General features: G+C 70.4%; 18 protein-coding genes and 1 pseudogene. 7 read left to right on the forward strand and 12 right to left on the reverse strand.

What is annotated here, in order from left to right; all coding sequences use genetic code 11:
- The first annotated feature begins 437 nt into the window (after positions 1-437).
- Positions 438-4,088 carry a S8 family serine peptidase gene (locus V1633_RS30340; RefSeq protein ID WP_331217728.1) on the forward strand — a complete coding sequence of 1,217 codons (3,651 nt, stop codon included), beginning with the start codon at positions 438-440 and terminating at the stop codon, positions 4,086-4,088.
- Between the two features lie 142 nt (positions 4,089-4,230).
- Here V1633_RS30340 and V1633_RS30345 read toward each other — a convergent pair whose 3' ends face one another.
- The 3 genes from V1633_RS30345 to V1633_RS30355 all read right to left on the reverse strand — a co-directional run bounded on the left by V1633_RS30345 (position 4,231) and on the right by V1633_RS30355 (position 6,818).
- Positions 4,231-5,205: a CU044_5270 family protein gene (locus tag V1633_RS30345; protein ID WP_331217729.1), complete on the reverse strand. Its 975-nt coding sequence runs from the start codon at positions 5,203-5,205 to the stop codon at positions 4,231-4,233.
- Positions 5,202-5,837: an RNA polymerase sigma factor gene (locus V1633_RS30350; RefSeq protein WP_331217730.1), complete on the reverse strand. Its 636-nt coding sequence runs from the start codon at positions 5,835-5,837 to the stop codon at positions 5,202-5,204. Before V1633_RS30350 ends, V1633_RS30345 begins: the two co-directional genes overlap by 4 nt.
- A 96-nt stretch (positions 5,838-5,933) precedes the next feature.
- Positions 5,934-6,818 carry an alpha/beta fold hydrolase gene (locus tag V1633_RS30355; RefSeq protein ID WP_331217731.1) on the reverse strand — a complete coding sequence of 295 codons (885 nt, stop codon included), beginning with the start codon at positions 6,816-6,818 and terminating at the stop codon, positions 5,934-5,936.
- 97 nt (positions 6,819-6,915) lie between these two features.
- Between V1633_RS30355 and V1633_RS30360 the strand changes: the two genes are divergently transcribed.
- Complete coding sequence (locus V1633_RS30360; protein ID WP_331217732.1) at positions 6,916-8,892, forward strand: AfsR/SARP family transcriptional regulator; 1,977 nt, start codon at positions 6,916-6,918, stop codon at positions 8,890-8,892.
- 108 nt (positions 8,893-9,000) lie between these two features.
- Here the strand turns inward: V1633_RS30360 and V1633_RS30365 are convergent, their stop codons facing one another.
- The 5 genes and pseudogenes from V1633_RS30365 to V1633_RS30385 form a co-directional block, all read right to left on the reverse strand.
- Positions 9,001-9,330: a DUF1048 domain-containing protein gene (locus V1633_RS30365; protein ID WP_331217733.1), complete on the reverse strand. Its 330-nt coding sequence runs from the start codon at positions 9,328-9,330 to the stop codon at positions 9,001-9,003.
- Position 9,331: 1 nt separating this feature from the next.
- Positions 9,332-9,688, reverse strand: a complete 357-nt coding sequence (locus tag V1633_RS30370; protein ID WP_331217734.1) for a DUF1048 domain-containing protein — start codon at positions 9,686-9,688, stop codon at positions 9,332-9,334.
- Entirely contained in the window at positions 9,685-10,011 is a 327-nt protein-coding gene (locus tag V1633_RS30375) for a PadR family transcriptional regulator (protein ID WP_331217735.1), read from the reverse strand. The genes V1633_RS30370 and V1633_RS30375 overlap by 4 nt, the downstream gene beginning before the upstream one ends.
- Before the next feature lie 120 nt (positions 10,012-10,131).
- A complete protein-coding gene (locus tag V1633_RS30380) occupies positions 10,132-10,893 on the reverse strand; it encodes an ABC transporter permease (protein WP_331217736.1) in 762 nt (253 codons plus the stop codon).
- Positions 10,890-11,709: pseudogene (locus tag V1633_RS30385) on the reverse strand (ABC transporter ATP-binding protein). The gene V1633_RS30380 and the pseudogene V1633_RS30385 overlap by 4 nt, the downstream one beginning before the upstream one ends.
- 385 nt (positions 11,710-12,094) lie before the next feature.
- Between V1633_RS30385 and V1633_RS30390 the strand changes: the two are divergent.
- Positions 12,095-12,670, forward strand: coding sequence for an EXLDI protein (locus V1633_RS30390; RefSeq protein ID WP_331217738.1), 576 nt, complete (start codon positions 12,095-12,097; stop codon positions 12,668-12,670).
- A gap of 175 nt (positions 12,671-12,845) precedes the next feature.
- Complete coding sequence (locus V1633_RS30395; RefSeq protein ID WP_331217739.1) at positions 12,846-13,844, forward strand: phosphotransferase enzyme family protein; 999 nt, start codon at positions 12,846-12,848, stop codon at positions 13,842-13,844.
- Between the two features lie 42 nt (positions 13,845-13,886).
- Here the strand turns inward: V1633_RS30395 and V1633_RS30400 are convergent, their stop codons facing one another.
- Positions 13,887-14,420 (reverse strand): hypothetical protein, encoded by a 534-nt coding sequence (locus V1633_RS30400; protein ID WP_331217740.1) that lies wholly within the window; start codon positions 14,418-14,420, stop codon positions 13,887-13,889.
- Between the two features lie 188 nt (positions 14,421-14,608).
- Here V1633_RS30400 and V1633_RS30405 point away from each other — a divergent pair, with 188 nt between their 5' ends.
- Together V1633_RS30405 and V1633_RS30410 are read left to right on the forward strand one after the other, a co-directional pair.
- Positions 14,609-15,010: a hypothetical protein gene (locus V1633_RS30405; RefSeq protein WP_331217741.1), complete on the forward strand. Its 402-nt coding sequence runs from the start codon at positions 14,609-14,611 to the stop codon at positions 15,008-15,010.
- A gap of 174 nt (positions 15,011-15,184) precedes the next feature.
- Complete coding sequence (locus V1633_RS30410; protein ID WP_331217742.1) at positions 15,185-16,060, forward strand: endonuclease/exonuclease/phosphatase family protein; 876 nt, start codon at positions 15,185-15,187, stop codon at positions 16,058-16,060.
- A 119-nt stretch (positions 16,061-16,179) separates the two neighbouring features.
- Here the strand turns inward: V1633_RS30410 and V1633_RS30415 are convergent, their stop codons facing one another.
- From V1633_RS30415 to V1633_RS30425, 3 genes are all read right to left on the reverse strand, one after another.
- The gene (locus tag V1633_RS30415) at positions 16,180-16,605 is read right to left on the reverse strand and encodes a nucleoside deaminase (protein WP_331217743.1); all 426 of its coding nucleotides are present in this window, start codon (positions 16,603-16,605) and stop codon (positions 16,180-16,182) included.
- The gene (locus V1633_RS30420) at positions 16,602-17,453 is read right to left on the reverse strand and encodes an LLM class flavin-dependent oxidoreductase (RefSeq protein WP_331217744.1); all 852 of its coding nucleotides are present in this window, start codon (positions 17,451-17,453) and stop codon (positions 16,602-16,604) included. Before V1633_RS30420 ends, V1633_RS30415 begins: the two co-directional genes overlap by 4 nt.
- Positions 17,454-17,657: 204 nt before the next feature.
- Positions 17,658-18,182: a hypothetical protein gene (locus V1633_RS30425; RefSeq protein WP_331217745.1), complete on the reverse strand. Its 525-nt coding sequence runs from the start codon at positions 18,180-18,182 to the stop codon at positions 17,658-17,660.
- A 262-nt stretch (positions 18,183-18,444) separates the two neighbouring features.
- On the opposite strand from V1633_RS30425, the gene V1633_RS30430 reads away from it, so the two are divergent.
- Positions 18,445-19,374, forward strand: coding sequence for an AraC family transcriptional regulator (locus V1633_RS30430; RefSeq protein WP_331217746.1), 930 nt, complete (start codon positions 18,445-18,447; stop codon positions 19,372-19,374).
- Positions 19,375-19,396: the final 22 nt, after the last annotated feature.

Raw genomic sequence — 19,396 nt, forward strand, 5'->3', positions numbered from 1 at the left:
TTCATCCATCAGCCTTTCTTCAGATTCGTTCCGGCGCGACGCGAACGCCCGTCATTCCGAGGGTCCTGGCCGCCCCACATCGGCGTGCCCGGCGAAAACCGCCGAAAATTCGGGAACCGCTCCCCCTCGCCGGACAGCTCAAGGTGACCGCACAAGCGCGGTCACTCCCGACCCAGCCGGGCGGTTCCCCCTCGCCGCTGTGCCGGCCCAGGGCCCGACCGGGCCCGACGGGTTCGGCAGCAGCGGCCAGGCGGCCTGACCCGTCACCCGTTCCTGCCAGCACGGAGCGGGTTCGCGGCGACGGGCGGGAGTCGACACCAACGAGGCGAAGCGAGCAGATGAACGAACGCAGGAGACGACCAGCACGGGTACGTGGCTTCGGGGCCGCCCTGGCAGCACTCGTCGTAGCCGGTCTTGGCCTGACACCAACCGGTGGGGTGTCGGGCCCCGCCTCGGCAGCCGAGGCAGCCGACACGGCTCAGGACGCGCAGACCTGGGTCACCCTGATCACCGGCGACCGCGTGCTGGTACGCGGCACCGACGCCGACGCCCGGCCGGTGATCGACCCGGCGCCGAGAGCCGGCCTGACCCAGTTCCAGGAGTTCACCCACCGGGGCGACCGGTACGTCGTGCCGCGTGACGCGTCCGCCCTGGTACGGGACGGCGTCCTGGACCGCGAGCTGTTCAACGTCACCGGGCTGGTACGGCAGGGCTACGACGACGCCCACAGCCCGCACCTCCCGCTGCTGGTGCGGTACGACGACGCGAACCGGGCGGCCCGTCCCGCCGCCCTGGCCGGCAGCACCGTCCGACGTGCACTACCGCAGATGCGGCTCGCGGCACTCGACGAGAGAAAGTCGACCGCCGCCCAGTTCTGGGCTGACCTGCGGACGAGCGCGCGTGGTCTCGCCGCCGGCGTCACCCGGGTCTGGTTGAACGGCAGGGTCCGGGCCAGTCTGGAGCAGAGCGTGCCGCAGATCGGTGCGCCGGCCGCGTGGCACAGCGGCCAGACCGGCGCCGGGGTCACCGTGGCGGTGCTGGACTCCGGCGTCGACGTGGACCACCCGGACTTCGCCGGCAGGCTCGGCGCGCTGCGGGACTTCACCGGCAAGGGCAGCGTCGAGGACGACCACGGACACGGCACCCACGTCGCCTCGATCATCGCCGGCTCGGGTGCGGCCGACCACGGCCGGAACAAGGGCGTCGCTCCCGACGCCACGCTGGCGATCGGCAAGGTCCTCGACAACACGGGATCGGGCACCTTCGACGACATCCTCGCCGGGATGCAGTGGGCGGCGGAGAGCGGCGCCAAGGTCGTGAACATGAGCCTGGGCAGTGGCCCCACCGACGGGGCCGACCCGATGTCGCTCGCGGTCAACGACCTGACCCGCGCGTACGGGACCCTGTTCGTGATCTCGTCCGGCAACTTCGGCGGCGACCGGATGGTCTCCGCGCCGGGCACGGCCGACGAGGCGTTGACGGTCGGCAGCGTGAGCAGGAGTGACGTGCTCAGTCCCTTCTCCAGCCGGGGTCCCCGGCTCGGTGACGGCGCGCTGAAGCCCGAGCTGACCGCGCCCGGCGAGGAGATCGTGGCCGCCCGACCGGCGGGCGTCGATCCGATCGGAGCGCCCGTTGGTGACGCGTACCAGCGGATCAGCGGCACCTCGATGGCCGCGCCACACGTGGCCGGCGCGGCCGCGCTGCTCGCCCAGCAGCACCCGGACTGGCCGGCGAGCCGCCTCAAGGCCACGCTGACCAGCACCGCCGTCGAGGTGGCCGGCGCGCACCCGTACGCGGTCGGCACCGGCCGGGTGGACGTGGCGCGGGCCACCAGCCAGCCGGTCACCGCGACCGGAAGCGTCTCGACCTTCCTCCGCTGGCCCCACCAGGACGACGCGACCCGGACGTCGACGGTCACCTGGCAGAACTCCGGAAAGAACCCGGTGACGCTGGCCCTGTCGGCCTCGGTCACCCGTCGGGACGGTCAACCCGCCCCGGCCGGGCTGCTGACGCTCGCCGACGACAGTGTGACCGTGCCGGCCGGCAGCGACGCGACGGTGCGGATCACGGTGGCCGCCCAGACCGGCGGCGCGGGCGAGTACGCGGGCGTTCTCGAAGCGCGCGGCGCGGACGGTGCGACGCTCACGCGTACCGGACTGGCGGTCCACCAGGAGGAGGAGAAGTACGACCTGACCGTCGACCTCGTCGACCGCGACGGCGAGCCGGCCTCGGCCGACCCGTACACCGGGGTGACCCTGCTCGACCTGGACCACGTGCTGAACAGCTACCAGGTCACGCCGGGCGAGAAGATCCGGTTGCCGCGCGGCCGGTACGCCCTGCACGGTACCGTCGCGACCCCGCGCGGCGGCCAGGAACCCGAGGTCAGCTTCATCTCGCACCCGGAGCTGGTCCTCGACCGCGACATGGTGCAGACCCTGGACGCCCGGATCGGCAAGCCGGTCTCGATCACGACCGACAACCCGGCGGCCAACGCCGGCGTGCACAACGTCAGCATGTTCAGCGACATCAGCGACTGTTCCTGCACCTACTCCGTCGGCACCGACCTGGACCCGCGACTGCACCAGGTGTACGCGGCGACCGTGTCGGGCACCAGCTCGCCGGGATTCGCGTTCACCCAGGCGCGACTGGCCGAGGAAGCCACCCTGGAGCTGCACGCCCAGACCGGGCAGCCGTTCCAGGTCCGGGCCTACTGGATGAGCGAACCGGGGCCGGCCGAGCAACTCACGCTGGCCGCGGTGGACGGCGGTGCCGGCACCCCGGAAGACCTGTCGACGATCGACGCCAAGGGCAAGCTGGTGCTGGCCCGGATCCCCGACGGCACGAGCTGGGAGGAGATCTTCCGGCGGACCACGGCCATCGCGGAGGCCGGCGGGAAGTTGGCGATGCTGATCCCGACCAGCCCGGCCGAGGCCATGGCGAACGGTGGTGGTGACCCGGGAAAGGGCCTCGCACTGCCGACGATCTCCGGCGTCGGCCCCACGGCCGAGCGGTTCGCCGAGCTGGTCAAGGCCGGTCCGACGGAGGCGTCCTACACCAGCAGACGGGCTCCGAACCACCGCTACGAGCTGGCGTACGGGGTACAGGGCCAGCTCAGCACCGCGCAGGTCCGGCAGCCCCGGACCCGGGACCTGGTCGCCGTACACGCCGTCTACCACGACAACGCCGTCGGCGCCGTACACAGTGCCCAGGCGTTCGCCCAGTTCGCCGGCCGGGAGCACGGAGTCGGGGCGTTCTCGCCGGTCCTGGCCGGACAGGAACGCGTCGAGTACCACACCCCCGGCACCTGGCGGCTCTCCGAACAGGCGGGCCCGGGCACCTCCACGACCGAGGAGACGATGGAGCTCAGGGCGGGGCAGCGATACCGGGTCGTCTGGAACAAGGCGGTGACCGGGCCGTCGTTGCGCGGGCTGACCCGCGTCCACGCCGGCGAAGCACCTCGGCCGTGGGCGTGGCGCACGGACGACGCGATCGACGTGGCACTGCCGATGTTCGGCGACTCGGTCGGCCGGCCCCGCCTGCCCAGTTCCGAATTCGGCGACAGCGGCTCGATCAGCCTCCACCGGGACGGACAACCGGTCGACACGTCACCGACACCGGACGCCGCACGCTTCGATGTGCCCGCGGCGCCCGGCTCGTACCGGCTGGTGGCCGAGGCCGGCCGGCCTTCCGGCGCCTGGCGGCTCTGGACGCACGTCGCGGCGACGTGGACGTTCCGGTCCTCGGCCGCCGACAACACGAAGGCGCTTCCGCTGCTCACCGTGCGTTTCGACCCGGCGGTGGACCTCCGCAACCGGGCGCCGGGCGGTCGGCAGTTCAGCTTCCCGGCATACGTGACGCGGCAGGGGGCCAGCACGGTGAAGGCGACCTCGCTCACCGTCGACGTCTCCTACGACGACGGTACGAGTTGGCGGCCGACGACGGTCGTGGCAGCCGGTGACCACTGGAAGGTCAGCCTCACCCATCCCGCGACCGGCCACGCCTCACTACGCGCCACGGCGGTCGACCAGGACGGCAACACCGTCGAGCAGACGGTGCTCCGCGCGTACGGGATCGGGCAGGAGAACTAGGGCGTCTCTCGTCGACGTCGGAGGGCGTGGGGTGGTCCGGTACGGCGAAGGTTGACACCGCCGACCCGGGCAGGCCGGGCCACCAACGACACGAGCCGGCCCGGATCCGAGGATCCGGGCCGGCTCGTGTACGGGACGACGATCAGCGGGGCAGTTCGTCGGTCCATTCCGCGACGAGCGTGAACGAACCGGCGTCGGCACCGCTGCCGCCCGCGACGTACTGCCCGCCCTCGACCGAGACGAAGAAGTTCGTCTGGCGGATCCGCGAGGTCACCGGGTCGACGACGAGCCGGGCCGGTGAGCCGGTGCCGAAGGGCACCAGCAGCCCCTGGCCGCCGTCGACCGCGCCCAGGCTCTCGACGTCGGGGTAGGCGGCGATCGCCTGGAAGGCGGCGGCCCGGACCTTCGGCGGGGCCGGCAGTTGTGAGACCAGCGAAATCAGCCCGTCGAACACCAGCCGCTCCTGCTGCGCGACGGTCGGCCGGCCGGCACTGGTCCGGACGTCGCTGTCGCGTACGGCGTCCGTCAGCCACTCCCGCAACGCCTCCGGGCTGGTCGGCAGCATCCTCAACCGCGCGACGGTGATCTCGGAACCACCGAGCTGGAACGGGGTGGGCACGGAAAGTTCCACCACCTGTCCGTTGCTCTTGTCGCCCCGTAGCCAGGTGCGGCCGGAACGGTCGAACCAGTTCTCCACCTGCCACGGGGCGCTCTTCGAGGTGCCCGAGGAGGTGATCCTGACGTACCAGTAGTTGCCGGAACTCTCCGGCAGCCGCTCGGCGGTGGAGGCGGCGGCGAGCAGGATCTGCTGGCCGGAGAGCGCGGCCGTGACAGGTGGAGTGGGCGGGGGCTCCGAACCGGCGGTGCCGATCGCCACCGCGCCGACCGCCGTGGCGGCGACGGCGGTCAGCGCCGAGGCGGCGAGGGCGAAACGCCTTCTCGGCGTAGGACGTGCGACCTGCCCGGTCGCGCGGAGGTCCTGGTGGATCTCGCTCATCACGAACTCCTGGAGGTGACGGTGACGGTCACTCGGCAGTTCCCGCTCCACCGGCCCGGGCAGCAGTCGGGCCAGCTCCGCCCGGTCGTTCTGGTCGGGTGGGATCGGTGTGAGGTTCATCGGGCGTTCTCCTGAGCAAACCGGACCGCGATTCGGCGGTCACCCTCTACCTGTCCGTGGCCGGAACGGGGTTCCCGACCCTCTCCGGCGGGCCGGAGCCGCCCGGCGGCGACCATTTTGGCCAGCTTCCTGCGCACCCGGGACAGCCGGGAACGTACGGTGCCGACCGGTACGCCGAGCGCCTCCGCCGCCTCGGCGTACTCCAGACCGGCCCAGACGCACAGCGCCAACACCTCACGCTCGGTTCGGCGCAGCGCCGTCAGCGCGGTCCGGAGCACGGCGAGTCGTTCCCGGTCGTCGATCCGGCCGGAGATCTCCTCGGCGAAGTCCGGCACCACGTCCGTGCCCGGCAGCCGGGCGAGTACGCCGTCATGCCGCCGGGCGGCCCGCCGGACGTTACGGCTGACGTTGGTGGCGATGCCGAGCAGCCAGGGGCGCAGAGACCCGGCCTCGGCCCCGGCGTCGATCCGGTCGCGCAGCCGCCACGCCTCCAGAAAGGTCAGCGACACCACATCCTCCGCCGTCGACCAGTCGCCGCCGAGCCGGAAGGCGTGGTTGTAGACCGAACGGGCGTGTTCGTCGAACAGTTCGCGGAACGCGTCCGGATCCCCGGCTCGGATCCGGGTACGCATACTCGTCGTCACACCCCTGCCTGTCCGGTCGACCGCACCGGGTTCCCATGAGTTCGGTCATATCCCGGAGCCGTCCGCCGGCGGGCGGACGATCCGCTACCGCGCGAGCAGTGCGCGCAGCGTCGTGACGACCTCATCAGGTGCTTCCTCGGCCATGAAGTGCCCGGCGGACGTGGTGCGGTGCTCCAGGTCGACGGCCCAGGAGCGCCACAGCGCGGCGGCATCGTAGCCGAGCGCGGCCCCCCAGTCCTGCTGGACGACGGTGACCGGCATGGCCAGCCGGTTGCCGGCGGCCCGGTCTGCCCGGTCGTGTTCGACGTCGATGCCGGCCGAGGCACGGTAGTCGGCGACGATGGAGGGGACCGCCTCCCGCGAGGCTTTCAGGTACTCCGCCCGCAGGTCAGCGGGGATGGCCCGCGGGTTCCGGGCCCACCCGTCGAGGAAGTAACCGAAGAAGGCGTCCGCGCTGGCGCTGATCATCTGCTCGGGCAGGCCGGGGGGCTGGGCCATCAGGTACAGGTGGAAGGCGACCGCGGCGCTGGACCCGTGCAGGACGTCCCACATGTCCAGGGTCGGCAGGACGTCGAGGATGGCGAGGTGGGTGACCGTGGCCGGGTGGTCCAGGCCGGCGCGGATGGCGACGAGGGCGCCACGGTCGTGCCCGGCCAGAGCGAAACGCTGGTGACCGAGCTTGCCGACCAGGGTGACGACGTCCGTGGCCATGGTCCGCTTGGCGTACGTGCCGCCGTCACCGTCGCGCGCGGCGGGCTTGTCGCTGGCGCCGTAGCCGCGCAGGTCGGGACAGATCACGGTGTGGTCGGCGGCCAGGTCGACGGCGACGTGCCGCCACATGACGTGGGTCTGCGGAAACCCGTGCAACAGCACAATCGGGGTGCCGGTGCCGCCCACGGCCACATTCAGCGTCACGTCGTCCTCGACCGTGACGCGCTGGTAGTCGAACCCGGGAATGGCAATAGTCATGATCGTCCTTCTCTTGTCCGGTACGGCGACTCCAGCGTGCCGGTCGCGGATGAGCAGACGATGAGCGCGATACGTTGAGCCGAGGCGCGGAAGGGCGGTGCGATCAGTGCAGGTCAGGTTCGGTGTTCTCGGCCCGGTCGTCGCCTGGGACGACGCCGGCGCGCCGATTGACCTGAAGGGGCCGAGACACCGCGCGGTGCTGGCGCGACTCGTCGTCGCGCGTGGCCGGGTCGTACCGGTCAACCGCCTCGTCGACGACCTGTGGCCGGAGCCGCCACCAGGCGCGGTCAGCGCCGTCCGCACATTCGTCGCGGCGCTGCGGCGCGCGCTGGAGCCACAGCGTCCACCGCGCGAGCGGGCCTGGTTGCTGGTCACCGAGGGCCCGGGCTACGCGCTCCGGTCAGCACCGGACACCGTCGACGCCTGGCGGTTCGAGGACGCGGTCGCCGCCGCGTCCACGGCGCGCCCGGACGAGACGGTCGAGTGGCTCGATCGTGCCCTTGACTGGTGGCGGGGGCCGGCGTTCGCCGGCTTCGACGAGCCGTGGGCGCGCGTCGAGCGTTCCCGCCTCGAGCAGTTGCGGCTGAACGCGACCGAGCAGCGGGCCGCGGCGGGACTGGCGCTCGGGCGCGCCTCCGACGTCGTACCGGACCTCGACGCCCACGTGGCCGCGCATCCGTGGCGGGAGGAGGGGTGGCGGCTGTTGGCGCTCGCCCTGTACCGCGCGGGACGCCAGGGTGACGCGCTCGCGGTGCTACGCCGAGCCCGCGGCCTGCTCCTGGAACAGCTCGGCGTCGATCCGGGCCCACGACTGCGTGACCTGGAGACCGACATTCTCCGCCAGGCCGATCGGATCAGCGACGGTCCCGGGTCACCCGGACCGGAACGGGTCTGGGCGGAGACCACGGCGGCATACGACCGTACCGTGGCGTCCGGTTCCGGGGCCCGACTGGAGTCGACGGTCGGCCTGCTGCGCAGTCTCGCCGTGACGGGGGCCGGCGGACTCGAGGCGGCGCGGGAACAGCGGATCGCGGCCATCGACGCGGCCGAGCAGTTGGGCGACCCCGAACTGACCGCACGGGTGATCGGCGGGTACGACGTACCCGCGATCTGGACGCGCTCGGATGATCCGATGCAGGCGGCGCGGATCGTCGCGGCGGCCGAGCGGGCCCTGACCGCCCTCCGCCCCGGCTCGTCCGAGGCCACCCGCGCCCGACTGTTGGCCACTGTCGCGGTGGAGTCACGCGGTACGCGCGCCGCGCGTGGGCCGGAGGCGGCCCGGGAAGCGGAGCGGATCGCACGCCGTCTGGGCGACCCGGCCCTGCTGGCCTTCGCCCTGAACGGCGTGTTCATGCAGACCTTCCACCGCGCGGGCCTGGCTCCTGAGCGGGACGAGATCGGTGCCGAGCTGGTCGCGCTCTCCGCCCGGCACGGCCTGTCGACGTTCGAGATCCTCGGTCACCTCGTCCGGTTACAGGCCCGCGGCGCACTCGCGGACTTCGCCGCCGGCGACCGGCACGCCGCCGCGGCGGACCGGCTCGCCGAGCGACACGACCGGCCGCTGGTCGGCGTGTTCACCCGGTGGTACCGCGCACTGCGGCTGGCCGCGACCGGGTCGTCGTCACAGGCCGTGGAGGCCGCCTACGGGGAGGCGGCGGCACAGCTCGCCAACGCCGGCATGCCCGGCGTGGCACGGGGGCTGCCATCGCTGGCCCTGCTGTGTCTGCGGGTGTGGCACGGCGTCCCGCTCCGCTTCGACGATGACACCGACTGGGGCCCGTACACGCCCTGGGTGCGCCCGCTCGTCCTGCTGGACCGGGACCGCCCGACCGAGGCCGCCGCCGCGCTGCGCCGTACCCCGGATCCGCCGCGCGACCTGCTGCTGGAGGCCATGTGGTGCCTCACCGCCCAGGCCGCGATCGCCTTGGACGACCGGGTGGTGATGACCCGCGCCCGGACCGAACTCACGCCGGCGGCCGGCGAGCTGGCCGGGGCCGGCAGCGGCATGCTCACCGTGGGCCCCGTCGCAGGTCACCTGGACCACCTCGACGCGGCTCTGAGACGCGGTCGCTGAGGCGGAGAGCCGGGCCCTGGGGACCCGGTCGGCGCCTGGCGCGTACCCGCTCATCGGAGCGCCGCACGGCAGACCGTCACGGGCTGCCGCTGTCTCGGGTCGGCGGGGTCACTTCTCGGCCGTTGTGCCGGGTTTTCCGCTGATGGACTCCTGATAGATGTCCGCGTAGGTGCGCGAGTCCTTGATCAGGTCGTCGCAGAAGCCCGCGACGTCGGTGCCGATGAGCTGCCGAACTCCCTTGCCGGCCGCGACGCCCTCCTCGAAGAAATCGACGATTCCCGAGAGCAGGGAGCCGTCTGCCAGCCCGACCGGCCCGACCTTGAAGAAGTACCGCTGAATCTCCTTGTAGACGATCTGGTAGTCCCGTGGGAGCGCCTTGACCCGCGCCATGTGCGCCCGCCACTGCTTCTTGCCCTCGATCATGTCCTGAATGCCCACGTCAACCTCCCAGCCGGTCCAGTTTCCTTGCGACATTCCTGTTCAGCTGCTCGCGCCACCGGTCGCGATAGCTCCGGGCCCCTTCTCCGCCGGCCAGCGCCGCGCAGAAGCCCTCGATGTCGTCACCCAGCACCTCGTGAATGCTCTGCCCGTCCGCCGCTGTCTCCTCGAGCAGCCCCAGGGCGGCATCGGCGATCGGTGTCAGGTTGCGACCCGTGAAGTCGCCGTAGGGGAAGAGGTGAACCACGATCTGTCCCCATGCCGCCCGGTAGTCGGCCGGCAATGCCGCAGCCCGGGCTTCGAACGCCTTCCAATCCCTGGTGAGATCGCTGCCCGTGATGGTCTCCCAGAAGTTCATCTCCCGCCCTCCCTGAGCTTGTCGATCCGTGATGTGATGTACTCCCATTTCGCCCAGAACCTCGCGAGTTCTTGGCGCCCCGCATCGTTGAGCGCATAGAACTTGCGCGGCGGGCCCAGCCCGGACGGTCGTTTCGTCACCTGGACGAGCCCGTTCTTCTCCAGTCGCAGCAGGATGGTGTAAACCGTCCCTTCGACGACGTCGACGAAGCCGAGTTCGTTCAGCCGACGTGTGATGGCGTACCCATAGGTCTCCTCGCTGCCGATGATTTCAAGCACGCAGCCCTCGAGCGTGCCCTTCAGCATCTCCGTCAGGTCATCCAACGTGGGTCCTCTTCGATCCTTCCGGTACTCGGTGGCACCAGGTACCGCTACACGGTAACACAGAGTAGCGATCGGACCCGCCAGGCGGCGAGCACGTCCGGATCAACGGCCCGGGTGCCGTCAGGAGATCTTGCGCCGGTAGATGGCCATGGCGGAGACGTAGGTGACGACGAGGATGCCGACGCACCAGACGAGGGCGATCCAGATGTCACCGTCGACCGGTTGCTGGGTGAACAGATCGCGGATGGCGTTGACGATGGCCGTCACCGGCTGGTTGTCGGCGAAGGCGCGTACCGGGCCGGGCATGGTGTCGGTGGGTACGAAGGCCGAACTGATGAACGGCAGGAAGATGAGCGGATAGGAGAAGGCACTCGCGCCGTCGACCGATGTCGCGGTGAGGCCCGGGATGACGGCGAGCCAGGTCAGGGCGAGGGTGAACAGGGTCAGGATGCCGGCGACGGCGAGCCAGGCCAGCACGCCCGCTCCGGTGCGGAAGCCCATGAGCAGCGCGACCCCGACGACGACCACGAGCGAGATCAGGTTGGCGACCAGTGAGGTCAGTACGTGCGCCCACAGTACGGACGACCGGGCGATCGGCATGGACTGGAAGCGTTCGAAGATGCCGCTCTTCATGTCCAGGAAGAGCCGGAACGCGGTGTAGGCGATGCCCGACGCGATCGTGATGAGCAGGATCCCGGGCAGCAGGTAGTTCACGTACGAGTCCGTGCCGGTGTTGATCGCGCCGCCGAGCACGTAGACGAAGAGCAGCATCATGACGATCGGCGTGATCGCGGTGGTGATGATGGTGTCGACGCTGCGGGTGACGTGGGTCAGGGACCGGCCGAGCAGGACGGCGGTGTCGCCGAGGAAGTGCTTGGTCATCGTTGTTCCTTAGTTGTCCGCGCCGACGGTGCGATCTTTGGCGGTACCGCCGGCGCCCCCGGCACCGACGATGGCGAAGAAGACGTCCTCGAGGGTCGGCTGCTTCTCGACGTACTCGACCTTGGCGGGCGGAAGCAGCCGCTTGAGTTCGGTGAGGGTGCCGTCGACGATGATCCGACCCTCGTGGAGGATCGCGATCCGGTCGGCGAGTTGCTCGGCCTCGTCCAGGTACTGGGTCGTGAGCAGCACCGTCGTACCCTGTCCGGCCAGTTCCCTGACGGCCTGCCACACCTCGGTACGGGCCTGGGGGTCGAGCCCGGTCGTCGGCTCGTCGAGGAAGATCACCGGCGGGTTTCCGATGAGGCTCATCGCGATGTCGAGGCGGCGGCGCATGCCACCCGAGTACGTCGACACCTTCCGCCCGGCCGCGTCGGTGAGCGCGAAACGGGCGAGCAGGTCATCGGCGACGACGCCGGGGTTCTTGAGGTGCCGCAGCCGGGCGACCAGGACGAGATTCTCCCGCCCGGTGAGGATCTCGTCGACGGCGGCGAACTGGCCGGTGAGGCTGATGGACTCCCGCACCCGCGCCGCCTGCGTGCCGACGTCGAGACCGTTGACGCTGGCGGTCCCCGCGTCGGCCTTGAGCAGCGTGGACAGGATCCTCACCACGGTGGTCTTGCCCGCCCCGTTCGAGCCGAGCAGGGCGAAGATGCTGCCCCGCGCCACCTCGAAGTCCACGCCACGCAGCACCCGCAACTGCTTGTACGACTTTTCCAGACCCTGCACGTGGATCGCCGGGACTTGTTGTGCGGTCATCAGACTGCCCTCTCCTGTGTTCGGTTTCCGTTGGCGGCGCGATCGATCGCCCGGCAGGAAGTCCCCGGTCGTCCAGAGCTGTTCGCGGTATTCCTGACCCGGGGCGTTGCGGGTGTGCACCGTGCGCGGCGGCCCCTTCTCCGACGGAGCCCCCGCCACGCGGCACTACTCATCACCACTGAGTACCGGTAGATAGTAACACTGACTACCGGGCAGGCAAGCCCCACGACGACCCGGAAGGCATCGACGCACCGATGCCCCGGCAACCGAACCGGGCGCGATCACGGGGCGACCACCGAACCCCCGAGCGACGGCGGGGGTCACCGACCCGGGCCGCGGACACCTCCGAATCTGTGTACGTATGCATGTACGTAGTATTACACGTATGAGTAGACTGCTGTCCAGAGGTGAGAAGCACGTGCCGAACAAGACGATCTACGTCGCTGACGACGACCTGCCGCTGCTGGTGCGCGCCCAAGAGCTGACAGGGAGCAACCTGTCGGCCGCGATCGTCACCGCGCTACGCCGACTGGTGCAGGTCGAGGAGGCCAAGAGGGCCGGGTTCGACGAAATCACCGTGAAGGTGGGCGTCGGACGCGCGGTGGTCCAGCGGTTCCTCGGTACCGCTCTGGGCGAGTGGACCTCGTCGAGCGGGGGGGGCGAGGAGACGTACTCGCTGTTTCGGACCAGCAAGGGCCGCTTCGCCGTACACCATGTCCGGTCGGAGTTGCACATCCCGGTCGGGCCCAACGCGGAGCGCGGCAAGAAGTGGGCCACCGGCTGGCGCGGTTGGATCGGTGACTGGTCGCCGGACCAGGCCTGGATGCGGACCCCGGCCCAGGCCACGTTCTCGGTTGTCGACACCGTCGAGGAACTCGACGCGCTGCTGCCGGCCGAACTCTACGCAGTCGCGCTGCAGACCATCAGGGACGAGCCCGTCGTGGAGGACCTCGACATCTGAGCCGGTCACCCGAACAGGCCGGCCACCCACCCGACGCAGCGGAGCCCCCGGCTGACGAGCCGCTCGGTCGCCTCCCTGCACCGGGCCGCCCGGTACGGCCCCGCTGTCCATTCCGCTCGGCTTCCACCGGCGGTTCCCTGGCGGGACATCTGGTCCCCCCATAGGCTCGCTCGGCATGCGCGTCACCCACTCGCTCCTCCACGCCGAGGACCTCGCCCAGCTCGTGGAACGGGAGTACGCCGTCGCCGCGCCCGTCACGGTGAGCCTGCTGAACCGCGGCTTCAACGACACCTACCTCGTCACCGACGTCGAGGGCGGTCGCCGCGTGCTGCGGGTCTACAACAGAGAGAAGTACTGGATCCGTTCGGAATCCGACCTCCGCTTCGAGGTCGACCTGCTTGAGCACCTGGCCGCGGCCGGGCTGGACGTCATCCGCCCGTACCAGCGGACCCTCGGCGACCGGCTCGGCCGACTCACGGCACCCGAAGGCGAACGATGCTTCGCCCTGTTCACCTACGCGCCTGGCACACCCCTGTACGAACGCACGCTGACCGCCGGGCAGTGGCGCGAGTTCGGCTCCGGCATCGCCCGGATGCACCTGGAGATGGACGCCTTCCGCACCAGTCACGACCGCTACCACCTCGACGAACGCATCCTCGTCGAACGGCCGCTGGCCAGCCTGGCACCGTACGCCGGCTCGGGCCGGGCCGCGGCTGACCTCGCCGAACTCGGCAGGCTCGGCGAGCGACTGACCGGCGAGATCCAGCGGCTCCGAGCGATCGACGGCGCATACGGGATCATCCATGCAGACCTGCACCCGGGCAACACCAACATCGACGACGACGGACGGCTCGTCACGTTCGACTTCGACCACTGCGGGTACGGGTTACGCGCGTACGACCTGACCGTGCTCTACCGCGGCCCCGACGCGCCAGAGGAGGAACGCGAACGCTGGGCAGCGGTCCTCGCCGGCTACCAGCAGGTCCGTCCGCTGAGCCAGAGCGAGGTGGACGGCTTCCCCGTACTGGCTGCCTGCCGGGCGATGTGGGACATCGGTGACTGGCTGGGTGCCGCCGAGCGTACCGGCGGCGCCTGGGTGAACGACGCCCGGATCGCCAGGCTGCTGGCGGACGTCCGAAAGGTTGCCGGCGGGCACCGGACCTGCTCGTCTTGACGGCGCCACCTGTGCGTCTGGGTCGGGCCGCCGTCCGGATGTTCAGTGCGGAAACGCGCGGGGATTGCGTGCGCTGAGGAGTTCGTCGCGGAACGCCTGGATGCGCGTGATGACCTGTCGCCTGCCGATGGTGTTCTCGATTCGGTCGAGGTACAGGCATCGGGCGGCGAGTTTGTCGAGGTCGACGGTGAAGTAGATCGCCATCAGCGGATTGACGAACAGGTCGCCGACGCCGGTCCGCCGGGTGAACCGGACGTCTCCGAACGCGCCGCTGGTAGCGGCGGCGATCTGCCCTTGTACGATGCTCGGCCGGTCCGGGGTGGCGGCCTGGGCGTCGGCGACAGCATCGCGGTACAGCGCCGCCTCCCGACTGGTACCGGGGATGGACGGGGCACCGAGGTAGCCGCCGTCACGGTCGAGTGCGGCGAGGTTCTCCAGCACCTGGACGTGGTTGACGCCGTCATAGGCGTCGATGCCGAAGCCGAGACTCGTCACCAGCTTGACCGGCACGTCCAGCGGGGCCACAGCGGCGATGAGAATGTTCCGCGCCGGAGCCAGCGCGGCAGGATCCATCACCGATCAAAGATCAACCACGCCCATGCCGTCCACTGCCCGTGCGTCCACCGTGACCGGTGGCCTGCGGACGCCGGGGATCCGGCGACGCGGCAGAGGTCCGCTACGGCAACGACGAGTCGGTGAATCGTGCCGGCGCCGCGTGGGAACACCTGGGCGGGCCGAGTGTGCCAGGATGACGGAATGGGCTTTTGAACCGCCGGCCGAGTTGGCGGCAGCTGCGCAGACAGCAGCAGCACCGGTTGCCGATCGACCAGGTGCCCCGCGCCGACGTTGACCTGGATCCGCTGGCCGTGGATCGGTTCGGCCGCTTCATCGCCATGGTGCAGGAGATGGCGCCCGGCCACGTCTGCCCCATCTACATCGACGTGCTGCTCCAGCGCGCGGGTCCGGAAGCGGTGACCGCCTGGACGCTGCCGTCCGAGCGGACCCGGGCGACTCTCGTCGGCCGCCTGACCGGTCCCGCCGTTCCCGCGTACGTGGCCGTGCTGGCCGGACTCGCCCGCGACCAGGCGCCGATGGCCAGCTTCACGGCGCACCAGCTGGCACCGGGCCGGTACACCGCCTTCGTCGAGGGCTGGCCACCGGACTGAGCCGGTACACCGCCTTCGTCGAAGGCCGACCACCCGGCTGAGCTGGTCGGCGCGACCGCGCGGGTCGGCGCGGGCCTGTCGATCTCCCGTTCCCCGTTGTTCGGTGTCGCGTCGACTCGGATCGATAACATGCGCTGGCCGCCACCGACGGCGGTTTCGTGCGAAGGGAAGTCGATGCGCAAGACAACACACTGGTCGGCCCGCGCCCTGGGCGCTCTCGCCGGCGCGGTCGCACTGGTGGCGGCCCTGCTGCCGGCCACTCCGGCGGCCGCGGCGAACGTGGCCTTCAAGGCGGCGACGCTGAACATCTACCACGGACTGAGCCAGGCCGACTTCGTGCACGACCTGAACCTGATCACGGCTGAGGCGGACCTCGTCGGTCTCAACGAGGTCGGCAACCGCAAAGCCTTCCTGGAGAACTGGGCCGCCGACAACGGCTGGTGGCTGTATGCGCCGGGCGGGACCAACCAGGCTGGCGAGGCGCTGATCGCCCGGAAGAGCATGTTCGACGTACTCGACAAGGGCTCGATTTTCGTGTGTGACACCAACGGTCCGGGCGAGGTGCCACCGGCCCGGTACAACAACTGGGTCAAGTACCGGCACAAGGCCAGCGGCCGCAACGTGACACACATCAACGCCCACGCGGTGGCCAGCATCGAAACCGCCGGCCGGCCCGAGGACCTGCCGCGCACCAGGTGCGCCGAAGCGCAGTTCCAGGGCCTCAAGGAGCTGGCGGTCGACAAGCAGGGCGAGGGCCAGGTCATCGTCAGCGGTGACCTCAACGTCGACTTCAGCGCCGACCGGAGCTACGGGTACGCGAAGTTCCCGTGGCAGGTCTTCGAAGCCAACGAACTGCCGAACCTGCGCTCCAACTACAACCTCTACGGCGAGAAGGGCACCGGGACGCACGGCAACCGGCACATCGACTACGTCTACTTCTGGAAGCGGCTGCCGGAGTACCAGCTGATGTGGATGACCGGCTACGACATCGTGGGCGGCACCAGGTCCGACCACAACGGTGTCGTCGCGACGTTCTCCATCCAGAACTGACCCGATCCCGCCCCACGCCGTTGCTCTTCGCCCAGGTCGGCGGGGAGCCTTCAGAACGGGTACCACCGGGCGGGGCCGGCCACGACCGGCACCGGAGCGGGAAGATCCGTCCGTGGGCCCTAGTAGTAGTTGTCGATCGGCTGGCGCGCCTCATCGAACAGCGCCGGTCCCTCGTACCGTACCGGAGGTAGCGGCGGGGTGGCCGGCTTGACCTGCTCGAACTGTTCGGCTGACAGGGCGTACACCACCCGGCCGAGGCCGGACCGGGCGATCGCGGTCGCGCACATCGGGCAAGGCTGGCAGCTGGTGAACATGGTGGTGGTGGCTGCCACGTCGGGGGTGAGTTCCCGAGCGGCCCAACGGGCCAGCTTCAGCTCAGGATGGGCGGAGATGTCCGAGTCGGAGACCACCGTGTTGTGGTCCTCGATCAGGACGGTGCCGTCCACACCGACCAGCAACGAGGCGAACGGCCGTTCGCCGGAGGCCCCGGCCCGGTTCGCGAGTTCCACGGCACGGCGGAGGAACCTCTCGTCGTCGGGCGTCATCGGTCCTCCTGGGATCTGTGGTGTGCGGCCAGGCCCGCCAGAGTCTGCCAAGCGCGTTCGGGCTGGCGGATCTCGGTCGGGTCGCCGTTGAACGGGTCGAGCACCACCGTCTCGGCGCCGAGCATACGGAGCTGGTCGAGGTCGGCGATGATCTGGTCGATGGTGCCGACACCGGCCGGCCGGTCCGGCTCGGTGACCACTTCCCGGGTCTCCCGCAGTGCGATTCGCGGCATCAACGCGGGCACCGGGCGACCCAGTTCGCCGGCGGTGGCCTCTAGCCGCCCGGCCGCCTCGACCAGCCATCCGGGCGTGAACCGCAGCGGGTGCCAGGCGTCACCGTGCAGCACGGCGCGACGGATGCCGGCGTCGCTGTTGCCACCGACCCAGATCGGAATCGCCGCCGTGTCGTAGTCGTCGGTGTTCCGCCAGGCGTCGCGCATCGCCTGCAGGTACTCATCGGTCAACGCGCCGCGCCGCCGGAACGGCACGCCGAGCGCCTCGAACTCCTGTCGGGCCCAGCCGACACCGACGCCGAGGACGAGCCGGCCGCCGCTGAGCCGGTTGAGGTTCGCCGCCATCCGGGCGGTGAGCAGCGGGTGCCGGTACGGGACGATGAGCACGGTGGTGCCCAGCCGGACCCGGCGAGTCAGCCCGGCCAGCCAGGACAGCGTGGTGAACGGCTCGTAGAACGGCGCCGGATACTGCTCGGCCACGTCCGGGGTCACCGCGATGTGGTCGGAGACCATCAGCAGGTCGAAGCCGAGACCCTCGACGGTCTGCGCCCACCGTCGCAGCAGGTCCGGGTCGGTACCCGGAGCGAAGTTAGGTACGTTCACACCAAGCTGCACGGGTCCCAGGCTAGCCAGCCTGGATCCGGCTTGTGAATGCCTTGTGCCTGCCGCCCACTCCGCACCCCGGTGATCAGGGACCCGGTCACGTCCAGCGCCTCAACGACGACCGGCATGTACGCGGACATGCCGCGAAACCGGGTGCGCCGGAAGGTGGCCGGTTCGTCACCGGGCGCACGGGCCGTGGGGACTGAGGATCCGCCATCATGCCGGGTGCACGGGAGTCATGCTTGACCGATCGATCGGCCCTGGCGGTGTAAGTTGGCCCGCCTCGTAGGCGGTCAGGCGACGCAGTATCTCCGCGCGGTCGTAGCTCGGGAAGCGGACCAACAGGAACCGCAGCGCGAACTGCGACTCACGCACCTGGTCGAAGGTTGCCCGATCCATCGGCCGGGCAGACACGTGCCACGAGTCGGGTGCCGCCCAGTGCGTCATCCGCAGGTAGAAGGCGTCGCGAGGGCCGGCCTGGGCGAGCCCGGTCAGGAATGCGAGTCCGTCGTCGATCGGAAAGTCGATGTAGGCCCACCCCACCTGCGCGGCGATGACCGGGGCCATGTGTGGCAGTTGCTTCGGCCAGTCGGCGTTGCTCTCACCCGCATTCTGGCAACAGGTCCACGTCGTCAGCCCCAGACGCCAGACAACCTCGATGATCGGTGCGAGTTCCTCGTCGATGTCGGCACTGAGGTTGCCCACGCTGACCCGGCGGACCGGGTGAAGGTTCTGGCTCACCCGCGCGACGCTACCCGATCATGGAAGCCGGGCGCGGGCCCGTAGTACGCGCCTTGCCCCCACGGACGGATATCCACGCACACGTTCGGCGGCGGTGCGCTCGGCCGGGTTCTCGCCCTGACCCGCGGACGACACAGACATGCCGCCGTGATCCTCGGCCACGACCATGACCAGGATCAACATTCCGTTACGACGCGGTCACCCGCCTGGGCGCCAGCAGCCGCCCGGGACCCTCGTCGTGGCGAATTGGGTGACCCACGGCATGGACAATCCGCTGGTTGCCGCGCACGATGGACCGGTGCCGCTCCAAGAGGGGTTCCGGGGGCAACGCATGGCCTCGGTCCCCCGCCCGCTCGTCGCCGAGGCGCTGCGGCGCCCGATCACCGGGCGACTCCTCGTCACCGACGCCGGGTACTACCCGGACGCCGCCGACCACCGGATGCAACGACCTCGGGGCACACCTGAGGTGGTCCTGATCGTCTGTGCCTCGGGCTTGGGCTGGGCGCGCGTCGGGTCGGGAATGCATCGGATCGGGGCATGGCAGGCGCTGGTCATCCCCCGCGGCGTCCCGCACGAGTACGGTGCCGACGAACGCGATCCCTGGACGATCTGGTGGGCGCATCTGATGGGGTCGGACGTGTCGAGACTCGCGGACTGCATGGGGGCCACGACCGAGCGGCCCGTGGTGCCGGTGCGGGCTGTCGGTCGGGCGGTGGCGCTGCTGGACGAGATCGTCACCTGCGTCGAGCGCGACCAGTCACCCATCCGCCTGGTGGGCGCGGCGGGGACCGCGTGGAAGCTGCTGACGCAGATCGCCGTCGATCGACTGCTTCCCGAACCGGGGGACCCGCTGCAACGCGCCATGAGCCATCTGGCCGAGCGGCTCGACGCGACGGTGAAGGTCCCCGAGCTGGCGCGGCTGGTGGGGGTGTCGCCGTCGCACCTGAGCACCCTGTTTCGCAGAGCGACCGGAGGCGGGGTGTTGGCCCACCACACCGCGCTGCGGATGGCGAGGGCGCGGCAACTGCTCGACACGACCGGTGCGACGGTCACCGAGATCGCGGCCGAGATCGGCTTCGACGACGCCTTCTACTTCTCGCGGGTCTTCCGGAAGCACCACGGGATGAGCCCGAGCAGTTTCCGCCGGCGCCATGCCGGCTACGAACTCGCCGATACCGCCTTCGAGGTGTGACCGCACGTGCTCGCCGAGATCG

Origin of the sequence: Plantactinospora sonchi (assembly GCF_036422035.1) — a bacterium.
Taxonomy (GTDB): Bacteria; Actinomycetota; Actinomycetes; order Mycobacteriales; family Micromonosporaceae; genus Plantactinospora; species Plantactinospora sonchi.